Annotated in this window: 8 protein-coding genes; 3 read left to right on the top strand and 5 right to left on the bottom strand. The window is 38.7% G+C overall.

What is annotated here, in order from left to right; all coding sequences use genetic code 11:
• The first annotated feature begins 25 nt into the window (after window positions 1-25).
• Window positions 26-631, top strand: a complete 606-nt coding sequence (locus tag K6I41_RS04240) for a nitroreductase family protein (RefSeq protein ID WP_250375261.1) — start codon at window positions 26-28, stop codon at window positions 629-631.
• A 77-nt stretch (window positions 632-708) separates the two neighbouring features.
• Here K6I41_RS04240 and adeE read toward each other — a convergent pair whose 3' ends face one another.
• Window positions 709-3,822, bottom strand: a complete 3,114-nt coding sequence (gene adeE / locus K6I41_RS04235) for a multidrug efflux RND transporter permease subunit AdeE (protein WP_250375260.1) — start codon at window positions 3,820-3,822, stop codon at window positions 709-711.
• A gap of 9 nt (window positions 3,823-3,831) precedes the next feature.
• A complete protein-coding gene (adeD, locus tag K6I41_RS04230) occupies window positions 3,832-4,956 on the bottom strand; it encodes a multidrug efflux RND transporter periplasmic adaptor subunit AdeD (RefSeq protein ID WP_250375259.1) in 1,125 nt (374 codons plus the stop codon).
• 78 nt (window positions 4,957-5,034) lie between these two features.
• Here adeD and K6I41_RS04225 point away from each other — a divergent pair, with 78 nt between their 5' ends.
• On the top strand, window positions 5,035-5,652 hold the full coding sequence (locus K6I41_RS04225) for a TetR/AcrR family transcriptional regulator (RefSeq protein WP_198308123.1): 618 nt from the start codon (window positions 5,035-5,037) through the stop codon (window positions 5,650-5,652).
• A gap of 75 nt (window positions 5,653-5,727) precedes the next feature.
• On the opposite strand, the gene K6I41_RS04220 is transcribed toward K6I41_RS04225, so the two are convergent.
• A complete protein-coding gene (locus K6I41_RS04220) occupies window positions 5,728-6,288 on the bottom strand; it encodes a TetR/AcrR family transcriptional regulator (RefSeq protein WP_151822382.1) in 561 nt (186 codons plus the stop codon).
• A 664-nt stretch (window positions 6,289-6,952) separates the two neighbouring features.
• Here K6I41_RS04220 and K6I41_RS04215 point away from each other — a divergent pair.
• Window positions 6,953-8,323, top strand: coding sequence for an SIR2 family NAD-dependent protein deacylase (locus tag K6I41_RS04215; protein WP_250375258.1), 1,371 nt, complete (start codon window positions 6,953-6,955; stop codon window positions 8,321-8,323).
• 276 nt (window positions 8,324-8,599) lie between these two features.
• Here K6I41_RS04215 and K6I41_RS04210 read toward each other — a convergent pair whose 3' ends face one another.
• Together K6I41_RS04210 and posA are read right to left on the bottom strand one after the other, a co-directional pair.
• A complete protein-coding gene (locus tag K6I41_RS04210) occupies window positions 8,600-9,478 on the bottom strand; it encodes a MetQ/NlpA family ABC transporter substrate-binding protein (RefSeq protein WP_005307722.1) in 879 nt (292 codons plus the stop codon).
• A gap of 466 nt (window positions 9,479-9,944) precedes the next feature.
• Window positions 9,945-13,943, bottom strand: a complete 3,999-nt coding sequence (posA, locus tag K6I41_RS04205) for a delta-poly-L-ornithine synthetase PosA (RefSeq protein ID WP_250375257.1) — start codon at window positions 13,941-13,943, stop codon at window positions 9,945-9,947.
• Window positions 13,944-13,996 lie beyond the last annotated feature (53 nt).

Here is a 13,996-nt window from a genome sequence, read left to right as displayed (position 1 = left end):
CCCAATTCTCAAGTAGGAAAATCTTATGAATGTTATTGATGCCATCCATAACCGCCGTGCAGTTAAACGCTTTGATCCTGCATTTCAACTTTCTGACGATAACAAAAAGCAGTTATTACAAGAAGTTTTAGCAAATGCTCCAAGTGCGTTTAACTTGCAACATTGGCGCCCTGTTGTGATTGAAGATGCTGAGTTAAGACAAAAGATTCGTACGATTGCATGGGATCAACCACAAGTTACCGAGGCTTCTTTACTCATTGTGTTATGCGCAAAAGTAAGCTCGTGGGAAGCCGATGCTAAACGCGTGTGGGATGGCGCGACTCCAGAAGTGCAAAATATTATGGTAGGTGCGATTGATCAATATTACCGTGACCGCCCGCAAACTCAACGTGATGAAGTGATGCGTAGTGCGGGTATTTTTGCTCAAACCTTGATGCTTCTTGCTCAAGAGCATGGTTTAGACAGTTGCCCAATGGATGGTTTTGACTTTGACGCAATGGCAAAGCTCATTAACTTACCTGAAGATCATGTGGTGTGTTTGATGATTGCAGTTGGTAAGTCAGCCTCTCAGCCTTACCCGCGTGTGGGCAAACTTCCTTACGATGATGTCATTATTCAAAATACATTCTAAGTTTTTAGTCGGAGTTAGGCCCTCATGCTATTTATCGCATGAGGGCCTAACTGTTAATGACATTCTGTTTTGTAAAATCATTTTGCCTTTTGGGCATTTAACTTATTGGTTAAACGACGAACTAAAAGAAAAAATAAAGGCACAAAGAAAATAGAAAGTAGAGTTCCCGAAATCATCCCACCAGTTACGGCGATACCAATTTCTTTTCGGCTCACAGCTCCTGCTCCTGTAGATACAGCCAATGGTAGAACACCTGCAACAAAAGCCAGAGATGTCATAATAATTGGCCGTAATCGCTGACCCGCACCTTCAATAATGGCGTCCATTAATGCCTGACCAGCTTCCAATTTGGCTGCTGCAAATTCAACAATCAAAATAGCATTTTTGGCAGAAAGCCCAATGGTGGTAAGCATAGCGACCTGAAAGTAAATATCATTCACAAAACCTGCCAGACTTGCAGCAACTACAGCGCCAATAAGACCTAAAGGAATAACCAACATGACAGAAACAGGAATAGACCAGCTTTCATAAAGTGCTGCCAAACATAAAAAGATAAAGATGATTGAAGCCAAATATAACCAGATCGTTTGGCCACCCGCTAACTTCTCTTGATAAGACAATCCACTCCACTGAAGATTAAAGCCTTGTTGCTGGTCAACTAACTGCTGCATCTTATCCATAGCCCCGCCAGAACTTTCACCCGTTGCAGCAGAACCTTGAAGTTGTACGGCTGAAAGACCATTAAAGCGTTGCAGCATTTGAGGCCCCATTTGCCACTTTACAGAAGAGAAACTAGAAAATGGTGTCATTTGACCAGTAGCGCCACGAACATACCACTGCCCAATATCTTGAGGTAAAGAACGATAGTTCGCTTCGCCTTGTAAATAAACTCGCTTAACACGTCCCCTATCAATAAAGTCATTAATATAAGATCCGCCCCAAGCAGAAGATAAGGTATTACTGATATCAGCTTGGGCTAAACCAAGAGCGCTGGCTTTTCTTTGATCGATATCGACTTGTAACTGGGCTTTATCTTCTAAGCTATTCAAACGTACTGCTGCTAGGCCAGAATCAGCATTTGCTGCTTTTAACACATTATTTTGTGCAGTGATTAAAGCATCTCTTCCTTTATTTTCAGCATCTTGCAACCAAAGTTCAAAACCACTTGATTGCCCAAGACCTCTTACAGCAGCGGGCGAAAGTACCTGAACACGTGCGTTACGCAATGACTTAAAATGTGCATTTGCACGAGCAATCACAGCTTCAGCTGTATTTTCACTACCTTCTCGGTCATCCCAATGTTTGAGTCCAGCAAATGCCATTCCCACATTTTGACCACTGCCTGCGTTATTTCTACCCATCACCATGAAAATCACATTGAGATTATCCTTTTCTTTCGTTAAAAAATAATCTGCGATCTGATTACCAACCCTTTCTGTTTCAGCTAGTGTCGTGCCTACAGGCGTACTAAATTGAACCATAACCGAGCCTTGGTCTTCTTGGGGTAAAAACCCCGTATTCATACGCGTATATTGCCAACCTAACAAAGCTGTAATACCCACGAATATGATCATAAATATTTTGGGTTTACCTAAAACAGCAACTAGCTTTGTACGGTAGCCTGATTGACCTTGCTCTACTTTACGGTTGAACCAAGTAAAAAATTTTCTCTGTTTATGCTTTTCATTTGCAGGTTTGAGTAAGGTTGCACATAGCGCAGGTGAAAGTGTTAAAGCAACAATTGCAGAAAGTACCATAGCCGATACGAGCGTTACCGAGAACTGGCGATAAATAATCCCGACTGAGCCACCAAAAAATGCCATAGGTAAAAATACCGCCGCAAGTACCATGGCAATACCAACGAGCGCGCCAGATATTTCTTGCATTGAAATTAAGGTGGCTTGCCGAGCATCAACATTTTGCTCATGCATAACCCGCTCAACATTTTCTACGACTACAATCGCATCATCTACAAGCAAACCAATTGCCAAAACCATCGCAAACAAAGTCAGTGTATTAATGCTATAGCCCAATATGCTTAACACCCCAAATGTACCTAACAATACAACTGGGACTGCAATTGCCGGAATTAAAGTCGCACGCCAGCTCTGTAAAAATAAGAACATGACAATAATGACGAGAACAATCGCTTCAGCTAAAGTTTTAATCACTCCATTTACCGAAGCTTCTACAAATGGCGTACTGTCGCGTGGGTATGCAACTTTTAAACCCGCTGGCATAGAGGCAGTTAATCGTGTGACCTCAGCTTTAACTCTTTCAGCGGTTTCTAGTGCATTGGCACCAGATGCAAGCTGAATAGACATACCCGAAGCTGGCTTTCCATTCAGACGTGTAGACGTCTGATAACTCTCTGCACCCCGCTCGACTCGGGCAACATCTTTAAGTAATACAACCGCACCATTTGTTTCTGTCCGCAAAATAATATTTTCAAATTGGCTCACGGTTTGTAGCCGAGATAATGCAGTTACTGTTGCATTTAGAGCCTGCCCATCACGCGTGGGTAATGCGCCCAATTCTCCCGCAGTAATTTGAGTGTTTTGTGCTTCAATTGCGGTTCTAACGTCTGATGGCATTAATCCATAACTGTTTAATTTATGAGGATCAAGCCAGATACGCATTGCATATTGAGCACCAAATACAGTGATTTCACCTACTCCATCTACCCGACTTAATGGGTCTTGAAGTGTGCTCACCATATAGTCAGATATGTCGACAGAAGATCTAGTCCCACTTTCATCGTAAAGCGCAAAGACCAATAAACTATCGCCTTGTGATTTTGTTACAGTGATCCCTTGCTGCTGAACCTCTTGAGGCAATCGACTCAGTGCCTGATTCACAGCATTTTGCACCTGCACCTGCGCGGTATCGGGATTGGTATTTTGATCGAAACTAAGACTTATGCGTGCTTGTCCTGCCGAACTACTACTCGATGAAAAATAAAGGAGACCATCAATACCCTTAATTTGTTGCTCCAAAATCTGGGTCACACTGTCTTCAACAGTTTTGGCCGATGCACCTGGATAATTCGCAGTAACATTTACACCCGGTGGTGCAATATCGGGATATTGCTCAATGGGTAACGTTAAAATCGAAATCGTCCCCAATGCCATAATACAAATAGAGAGGACCCAAGCAAAAATAGGTCGTGCAATAAAAAAACTCGACAACATAGAGAATCCTCAGCTCATTGGGGTAGGATCAATCGTCATGCCGGTACTTAAACCTTGCAGACCATCAACAATGACTTGATCTCCCGCTTTCAAGCCAGAGGTCACTAACCAACGATTATCAATCGCACTCCCTAAAGTAATTTTTCGTTGTTCGGCTTTATTATCTTTTCCAACAACCCAAACAAGCGCATTGCCTTCTGCATCTCGGAACAGCGCACCTTGAGGAATTAAGATACTGTTAGGACGTGTGCCCGTTCCAAGTTCCGCCCGTACATATATTCCCGGTAATAAAGCATTATTCGAGTTAGAAAACGCAGCACGTAACGTGACACTTCCAGTGGCTTCATCTACTGCAATATCACTAAATTTAAACGTTCCTTGTTCCGCATAGTTCGTGCCATTCTCAAGCTGTAAACGTACTGAAAGTTCATTTGGTTTTATTCCATTTTCAGTAAGCTGTTTGCGCAGCGCCATGTATTCATCACTCGACTGGGTCAAATCGACATACATAGGATCTAGTTTTTGAATCGTTGCTAAAGGATCTGTTTGAGCCGAAGTGACTAAAGCTCCACGTGTAATCGAAGAGCGCCCTATCCGTCCTGAAATAGGCGCAGTAACTTGTGTATAACGTAAATTGGTTCGTGCCGTTTTCAGTAGGGCTTCATTTACTGTCACGGTGGCTTTTGCTTGTTCATATGCACTTTGAGCATTATCAAGCTCTTGCTGACTCACTCCATTTACTTTAATTAATTCTTTATAGCGCTCAGCTTGTAAACGAGTCGAATTGACTGTTGCTTTAGCGAGTGCAAGGTTACCCGCGGCCTCGTCAACGCTATCCCGATAAAGTGAAGAATCAATTTTATAAAGGGGTTGTCCCTTATTCACCTGAGAGCCTTCTTTAAACAATTGCTCGACAACCACGCCATTTACTTGTGGCCGCACTTGAGAAATCTCAGAGGCAACTGTTCTTCCAGCCAATTGATAAGTAGATTCAATCGTCTCTGGTTTTATAGTGATAATGCCCACCTGTTGAATATTTTTGGTCGCAGGCTGGTCAGCATCACAGCCATTCAAGAAAAGCAACAAAGGCAATAAACACAAAGTATTACGATGAAAAAAATTAAAAACAAGCATATCTGGGACCCCAGACTTATAGACAATTTATTTACTTTACTGTAAAGTAAATAAATAAGATGTGCAAGAAATCCTCATATGTTAAAAAAATCTCCAGGTCGCCCTTCTCGAATTCGCCCTACTATCCTTGCAGCAGCACGTGCACTATTTCTTGAGCATGGATTAGAAGTTCGTTTAGAAGCTATCGCAGCTAAAGCCGGAACAAATCGACAAACTTTATATAACCATTTCCCAACTAAGACGGCTCTACTTATTGAAGTTTTTGATCATTTAAAAACAGAAATGGAAGTGCCTTTTGTTGAACAACATGAATTAAAAAATAAGCGCCTAGATCAATTACTCTTAGAAATTGGGCAGGCTGTACAAAATCATTTTTATAATATTGACGTCATTCGTCTGCAAAGATTGCTGATTATTGCATTAGTTGAAATGAAGGAAATTCTTCCAAAAATTCAACAGCGTACTCAAGGAAATATTAAAAGATCGTTAACCGATATTCTTGCAACAGCACACAATGCAGGCATTGTTAAAATTGATCAGCCAGAGGAAGCAACAAAAGCATTCCTCGGTGCTGTAATGGGATATGCATATCCTGCTACGCTGATTAGCGGAAACATTCCGACTCCTCAAGAGCTACAGCAGTTAAATGAAGAGGTTTGCCAAACCTTTTTAAAAGCATGGCAATATAAAGAATAGATTTTATAAAAAGCCCTTTGATAAGAAGGGCTTTTCTATGAAATAGCTAAACTTGAAAACGATGAATGATACATATTACGCCGCTTTAAACTGCTTCAAAAAACATTCTAATATCATCTCTCGCTCCCCTTTTTTATCTGAGCTTAAAAGCTGAATAATCGCGCCTTCAATCATATATAAAAATAGTTTGGCATCCTGAAAGGAAACATCGGTTTTTAGTTTTATAAGTTGGCTATAGATTTCATTCAGTAACCACGTTCTATACCTCACGGCGATTTGATAGGCTTTGGGATAGGTCAGTTTCGTTTCAAAAATGGCTTTAAATAATAAGTAGTACAGCCCTTCTAAATCGGTATGTAAAAGATAAAGTGTTTTAAGTTTATCCATCACATCTGCACCTTGGTCGTAGTCAGCAATTGAAACTACTTTTTCTTTTAAGCGCTCTTTTTGAACGTTCAAACAGATTTCGATAAACCGCTCTTTAGAGTGAAAATAATGATAAAAAGTGGCTTTGGGAATTTGAGATTCTTTCACAATTCTGTCTATTCCAACAGTATGAAATCCGTGGTTGTGAAACAGATTAATCGATTTATTTACGACTTGTATGGCACGTGGTGAGATCACTAAATGTCGCATAGTTTTACCGTTATAAAATTATTGTTGTAGATAAGCGAGATACTTTTTTGGGAGAAAAAAAGGCATAGCAAAGCCGTAAAGACTGTGCGTGGCACATCTCAAGTTTTATTGTTGATTAAGTTTTTGTCGTGACGAATTAAAGCCTAAAAGCGCTAATCGCAATCAAGCTGCTTATAGATTTAAGTGGTGTCGATATAGACTTTGGCAGTCGCTGCCAAGAAATTAAGAATGTGCAAAGCCAACTCCTTTTTATTGGGAGTTCTGCCAGACATTTATAGAATTATGGTGGCAGAACGAAAGGGGGTTAGCAGACTGGCTCAAGACCCAGCACACCCGAAGGTGTCCCCCTTCCGTCCTACCGCAACAAAAGGGAGACGAACGAGTTCACATTAAAAAAAACGAGTTTTTTCAATGCTCTTGAGTACGGTCTGCTAAAACCGACTGGCAATGTAGGCCAGCAGGCAAAGGATAGTGCTCCGCCCTTTTGCAGTCAAGCACACAAAATGACATTTGTTTTAAATTAGATCATTAATCAAAATGGGAGAAATAAGCTGCCATTTTCTTAGTTTAAGTCATATTATATTGAGTTATGAATTTAAAAATTATATGAAATCTTTAGAAATAGAGTGTTTAATACTAAATAATTGATTTAAAGAGATGTTCTATGAGCTATAAGGATGAAATAACTCAGGATATTGCTGAGGTTATGACCGATTTACAAGTGCAACCTATTCTTTTTATTGGATCAGGTATTTCACAGCGCTACTTCAATGCTCCTTCATGGAAAGGGCTTATGAAAAAATTAGTTGAAATGTGTCCAGAACTTTCCAATAAAAGATTTGCCTTTTATGAACAGCAATTTAGAGAAGGAAATGATACAGACTATACCGAAATGGCTAGTAGTTTTGTTGAGGCATACAGCAATTGGGCATGGGGGGCAACAGATCCTTCTACATCCCCATTTCCAGATGAGTTATTTGAAGATGAGGCTCAAAAGCAAGATTATATAAAATTCATTGTTTCTAAGTATTTTAAAGAAATAACAGAATCTATAGATTTAAACTCAAATTCATCAAAAGATGAAATTGAAGAACTTCAAAATATAAAGCCACATGCAATCATCACCACGAATTACGATGGCGCATTAGAGAAAATTTTCATTGATTATCAAAAAGTTATAGGTCAACAAGTAATTCGTGCAAACTATACATCATATGGCGAAATTTTAAAAATTCATGGCTGTTATGAAGATAGTAGAAGTATTGTTCTTACTCGTGAAGATTATGATTATTTTAATGAAAAGAAAAAATACCTTAGCTCAAAGCTCTTAACATACTTTGCAGAACATCCACTATTTTTCTTGGGTTACAGTTTAAATGACCCTAATATAATAAATATATTATCAGACATTGATGAGATCTTAGTCTCTAAAGGTGAACTTGTTCCTAATATCTATATGGTAATTTTTGATAGTACATTTAATGAAGCAAATACTTATCCTAAAGAAAAACTGATTGCTTTAAATGAAAATAAACATATTCGTATTAAAGTAATTTATGCAAATCAATACGATTGGGTATATAAAGCTATTTCTCAACTCTCCCCTGAAATTACTGTAAATCCTAAATTATTAAGATCGCTATTACATAGAACCTATAAAATGGTAACTTCTGATCTACCAAGAAGAGAACTACCATTTAATTTCGAATTGTTATCAGAAATTTCAAATGATGATACAAAATTACCAACTTTATTCGGGTTAGGATCATTAGATGATGGTCAACATATTAACGCGAGTTTTTGTTATACCATTTCAGGAGTTGCAGAAGCCTTGGGTTATGACCATTGGTATCCTGTAAATACTTTAATCAAAAAGATCACAGAAGAGAAAGGGATTAATATAAAAGACTCAAACAACCGCTATCACCTTAAAATTAAATCTGGTCAAAAAAGTAATATTGATAAGTATTCAAAGGCATGTATTGACCTACTTGAACTGGTTAAAAATGATTTGCCTTATGAAATAGAAATCTAGTAATAAGTTGAAATAGACACCTTACGGGGTGTCTATTTAATATAGAATCTCTTATTCGAAATCTTAAAAAAAACAGAGTTTCCCATTAATTTAACGTTTATTTAATATAATGGACACTATATGAAATATGACAACAAAATCCCTTTATAATTAACTAGTTATAAAAATTAATAGTTGTTTGTAGGATGAATTAATTCAATTACAACACTCTAAATAAAAAAGCTAAGCCCCGATTACCTAGGCTTAGCTTTAAAATAATTTTAATTAAAAAATTACTTATTTGATGTCAGTAAACTCAGAGACAGGTTTGTTCACTTCAACTTTTGTACCTGCAAATTTTTCGCTCACAAACTTTTGTACTTTAGGTAAGTGGTAAAGTTCACCCAATTTCGTATAGATCGGGTCATTTTTATTCGCTTCAGCCACACCTAATAAGTTCACATAAAGCTTTGTAGACTGGTCAATAGGTTCACGGAAGATAGAATCTTTCAGAACGTTTAAGCCGCCTTCAAGTGCTAATGTATTACCCAATACAATTGCATCTACGTCGTTTTTAACACGAACTGCTGTAGTCATTTGAATTGGTTTTAATTTTAAACCTTTAGGGTTTTCAGCGATGTCATTCGTTGTCCCTTTTACAGGGTCAAAGTCTGGTTTAAGTTTAATGAGTTTAGCAGACTGTAATAAGGTTAATGCACGCGCTTCGTTCGCAGTATCGTTTGGAATCGCGATTGTAGCGCCTTGTGGGAACTCATCAACAGTTTTAACTTTATTTGCGTAAAGACCCATTGGTTCCAAGTAAGTCGTCGCAACAGCCGCAACTTTAGCTGTATTTGAAGCATTGTAAGCTGCTAAATAGTTAAATGACTGGAACGCATTTACATCTTGTTCGCCACTTGCTACAGATGTGTTCAACACAACGTAGTCAGTCAAGTTAGTCACTTCGAGTTTAATGCCTGCTTCTTTAGTTTCAGGAAGCGTTGCAACATATTTCCATACGTCAGTGTCTGAACCTGTTGAAACAAGTTTAATTGTGCGTACTGACTCAGTTTTGTCTTTAGCTGGTGCTGAATTTTCAGTTTGTGCAGGTTGTTTATTACATGCAGTCAGTGTGAGTACAGATGCACTGAACAGGACACTAAATAATTTTTTCATAGATACATCCTAAAATAGGAAACGCCTACTCTACAAAAGAGCGAGGCATTCCCAACCATTGGGTCGAAATGCAATATTTGGCTGGAAGTAATTCCAGATATATAAGGGTTTAGAAGCCTGAATTCAGCCTTATTTCTTCCTTGATCTTGCTCGCTGAACAACAGAATTATGTTTTGAATCAGTTTCTAAATATTGGATCATCATATATCAATAAGTGAATATTCTACAAATAACTTGTTCGATTTTGATATATAGATGTGCTCTTGGTAAGGGACTGATAATAAAAAACATATTATATAAATAAAACAGTTTTGATTAAAATATGTACTTATTTGATTTATATGAAATTTTCAGGATTTGTTAGCAATATTTAAGCTAACTATGAATGTAATTTATGTTCTATGCATAAAAAAAGCCTCTGTTTTCACAAAGGCTTTTTAAATTAGTGAGTTAAGCTCAGTTTCAATTACTTATGAACCCAAGGCACAGCTGGTGAGCCAATCCACGCAGATTTAGCAGGAATATTTTCACCTTTCATAACCAAAGTTAATGGCCCTAACACTGCATGATGGCTAACATTGGCGTTATATAAAATAATGCTACGTGAATTTACGACTACATCATTTCCAATATTCACTTGTCCAATTTTCATAATACGATCTTCAAACAAGTGGGTTTGTGGGCCTGAGAAGCTATTAAACTCTGCACGGTCACCAATGCTTACACAGTCGAACTCAGTGATATCAGCCGTATCCATGTAAACATCTTTACCAATTTGAACACCCAAAATACGTAAGAAGAATGGCAGCATTGGCGTTCCTCTTAAGTAGTTTAAGAAGTTAGGAATCGCAACTGATTCATATAAGCTGGTAATCCCTTCACTTAACCACACAAACATGGTCCACATTGGCGCTGAACGTGGTTGATAACGACCAATTAAAGTCCACTTCATCAATGCAACAATAATGAAACAGCCAACACCATAGAGTAAACCAGCAAGCGTTAAAGCCAATAAACCAGTTGGAATGTTGTATTTGTTAATAACATCAATCACTTCAAGCACAATCATATACCCCACACCAATTGCGAGTGCGGCTGGCAATACAACGCGAAGTCCTTCAATAAAACCACGCATGAAACGGCGCTTGAAGCTTGGTTTAAACGTTAAGTGGTCAGGATATTTTTCGGCAGCTTCACGTGCAGGCAATAATAATGGCGGCGAACCAAACCAAGTTTGACCATCATACATTTCAAGGTTATCTGGTGTTTTTGACTGTACGCCAATTAAAACGTTATCTGGTAAAACAGTTCCATCAGCAATATAAGCACTGTTTCCGACAAAGCTACGGTTACCGATTTTGGTCGATTTTAATGTCATCCAACCGCCTTTGATCTCTTCATCACCCAACATTACCGCATCGGCAATAAAGCTTTCTTCACCCAAAGTCAGCATTTCAGGAATAACACCATTTGCGGTAGAAATTTCGGTATTTTTACCTACTTTCGCCCCTAACATACGGAACCATGTAGGTGCATAAATCGTAGCAAACAGGCCGTGCAATGTTTGTAAGCTTGTTTCTAAAATTTGAGATGCAAACCATTTACGATAATAGGTGCTGCCATGAACAGCGTACGTTCCAGTCTCAAGACGAGGCAATGCAATTTTGCGTATTGCTGAAGAAATAACAGCGGTAATCATCATCATCATTGCACTAGCTGGAATCGCTAAAGCAAAATAATAAAGTGCGATTTGCAGGTGGTTATTCGGATTGATATTAAATACGTTTACATCTAACCAATCGACCAAAAGGAAACTTGGGAAAATTGGAATAAAGAACAGACAAGCAATGATTAACGCACTAACACCATAATATCCATATTCAGCAATCTTACGAATGAACGATAATTTAGGACGTTCTGGCATTTTAGCGTGTTCATCTACATGCCCTATTTTCTTAGCTGGCGTACCATCCCAAACTTCTCCGGCTGGTACAACCGTGTCATATTCAATTGAAGTTAAGGCATTTACATGGGCTTGTTTTTCTAACACTGTATTTTCTTCTAATACAGCATATGAACCCACATAACTATCTTGTTTAAGATGAATTGAACCCAACACCAAATGTCCATGTTCGACTTTGGCATTTTCTAAATTCACTTGAGAGCCAATACTCACACCATCTTCAACAGTTAATAAAGATGGCATGCGAATATGAACTGAACTAATGGTGACATCATGTCCAATTTTTGCGCCGAGTGCTTTTAAATAGAGGTTAAGTAAAGTTGAACCTGACAATAAATAAACTGGTGAAATATTACTAATACGGTCTGCTAACCACCAACGGAAATACGTCATTCCCCAAAGTGGATAACGTCCAGCACCAATGCCCAGCATTAATAATCGTTTCACCGTAATTGAAAGTACAAAACTACTAATAATAACGCTGATATAAACCAATAGAGACAACGCGATTGCATATGGAATGCTGTCTCGGGTTCCACCTGTGAAATAGTGATAGGTAAAGAATGGCGCTAACCACTGCAAAATATTAATCGAAATTAAAACTGGAATGGTCGTAAGCTGCGCAATACCACATAACCATTTATAAGTTTGATTACGCGGGTTGTCTTGCCCAATCTGGCTATCAAATAATGTCGGTTCTGGTTGTTCCAACATTAAAGCAGCAATTGCCCCCACTCTTCTCGCTTGATATAAGCTTTGAATTGTAAGATGGCTATATTCTTGATGTTCACGCAGGTTTGAAATTAAAACGGCTGCTAACAGCGAATGCCCACCTAAATCATCAAAGAAATCCGAATCTAGTTTAATCGGCATGTTTGGAAACAGGCGGTTTAAAATTTCAAATAAAATTTCTTCGGCTGGATTTTGCGGCTGATCAGATTCACTGCGGTCAATCACACTCGTAAGCGGTCTTACTTTTAACGCTTTACGGTCAATTTTTCCAGATAATAAACGTGGTACTTCTTCAATAATCTCAAAACGATTCGGCACCATATAAGGTGGTAAACGTTGAGCTAATGTATGTCGAAGTTGCTTAATTTCTATCGGTTGTTTGGCATCAAGCTCGGCTGCAATAAAAGCAATAAGCTGATCAATTCCGTCTTCTTGACGCAAAATTACTGCTGCGGTACCAATCCCATCAATATCACAAAGTGCCGCTTCAATTTCACCGAGTTCAACACGGAAACCACGGATTTTCACCTGATCATCAGCACGCCCTAAGCAGTGGACTTGACCAAATTCATCAATTTTTGCCAAATCACCAGTACGGTAAAGTAACTCTTCATCCGCACTCATTGCCCAAGGGTTTTCAATAAACTTATCAGCCGTTAAATCAGGTCTGCCTAAATAGCCTGGTGCCACACTCGGACCGAAAATACAGAGCTCACCTGTTTCACCTTGAGGCAGTAATTCTCGTTCTGCGTTAATCACCAACATGCCATAGTTTGGTAAAGGTTTACCAATCGTGACGGGTTTACCACGTTCTAATGACTCAAGGCTTGCAGTAACCGTGGTCTCAGTTGGGCCATAGGTATTAAACATTTGATGGTGAGGTAATGCCCAACGGTCCACGAGTGAGTCTGGACACATTTCCCCACCTAAGTTAATAATTCTTAAGTTAGGTACATCTTCAGGAAATAAAGCCAGTAATGTTGGAACTGCATGTAAAACAGTAATTTGTTCCTGCTTTAATGTTTGGCATAAACGTTCAGGGTCACTTACAAGCGACTTAGGTGCAATCCACAAAGTTGCACCAACCAAATAAGACAGCCAGATTTCTTCAAACGACATATCAAAAGCGACAGAAAAGCCTTGATAGACTTTATCTTGCTCTTGAATACCCAAAACATTATTTTCACTACGTAGAAAGTGACAAATATTTTTTTGAGTAATTACAATCCCTTTCGGCTTACCCGTTGAACCTGACGTATAAATAATATACGCAGGTTGATCGGAGGTCGTTCTAGCTAAAGGAATATTTTCACTGAGTGGCTTTTGAAGTTCAGTATTTGTCCATTTTGTTTGTGGCACTTCAGCTAAGTGTTCATACCATTCATCAGTAGTAATCATCCCGACAGCTTCGGCATCTTCAAGACAAACCGCAATACGGTCGGCTGGCGTATCCATATCAAAAGGAAGCCAAGCTGCGCCACTCAAACAAATCGCCAATTGGGCTTTTAAAAGCTCAATACCACGAGGTACCCATAACCCAACAATATGACCTGGTTTTACCCCTCTTATTGTCAAATGTTGAGCCATAATTAAGGCTTGCTGATATAACTCCCCATACGTCAACGTTTTATTTGCTTCAATTAAAGCTGTTTTATCTGAGAGATTTTGAGCAGTTTGAATAAAAATATCGGCGAGTACTTCATCTTGCAAAAATTCGGGGTGAAATTTACCACGAATAATATTCTTCGAACTTGTTACGAATTGGTTCATTTTTATAACTCACTTTAATTTTTTGATTTAGCTAAAATAAAGTCACGTTTGAG

The sequence above is a fragment of the Acinetobacter sp. AS23 genome (assembly GCF_023612055.1).
In the GTDB taxonomy this organism is placed as follows: Bacteria; Pseudomonadota; Gammaproteobacteria; order Pseudomonadales; family Moraxellaceae; genus Acinetobacter; species Acinetobacter oleivorans.
Note: the sequence above shows the minus strand (reverse complement) of the source record. Positions and strands in the feature narration are given on the sequence as shown.

What these genes read in the sequence shown, in the direction of transcription:
- K6I41_RS04240 (WP_250375261.1), top strand. Translation starts at nt 26, where the DNA reads ATGAATGTTATTGATGCCATCCATAACCGCCGTGCAGTTAAACGCTTT.
- adeE (WP_250375260.1), bottom strand. Translation starts at nt 3,822, where the DNA reads ATGTTGTCGAGTTTTTTTATTGCACGACCTATTTTTGCTTGGGTCCTC.
- adeD (WP_250375259.1), bottom strand. Translation starts at nt 4,956, where the DNA reads ATGCTTGTTTTTAATTTTTTTCATCGTAATACTTTGTGTTTATTGCCT.
- K6I41_RS04225 (WP_198308123.1), top strand. Translation starts at nt 5,035, where the DNA reads ATGTTAAAAAAATCTCCAGGTCGCCCTTCTCGAATTCGCCCTACTATC.
- K6I41_RS04220 (WP_151822382.1), bottom strand. Translation starts at nt 6,288, where the DNA reads ATGCGACATTTAGTGATCTCACCACGTGCCATACAAGTCGTAAATAAA.
- K6I41_RS04215 (WP_250375258.1), top strand. Translation starts at nt 6,953, where the DNA reads ATGAGCTATAAGGATGAAATAACTCAGGATATTGCTGAGGTTATGACC.
- K6I41_RS04210 (WP_005307722.1), bottom strand. Translation starts at nt 9,478, where the DNA reads ATGAAAAAATTATTTAGTGTCCTGTTCAGTGCATCTGTACTCACACTG.
- posA (WP_250375257.1), bottom strand. Translation starts at nt 13,943, where the DNA reads ATGAACCAATTCGTAACAAGTTCGAAGAATATTATTCGTGGTAAATTT.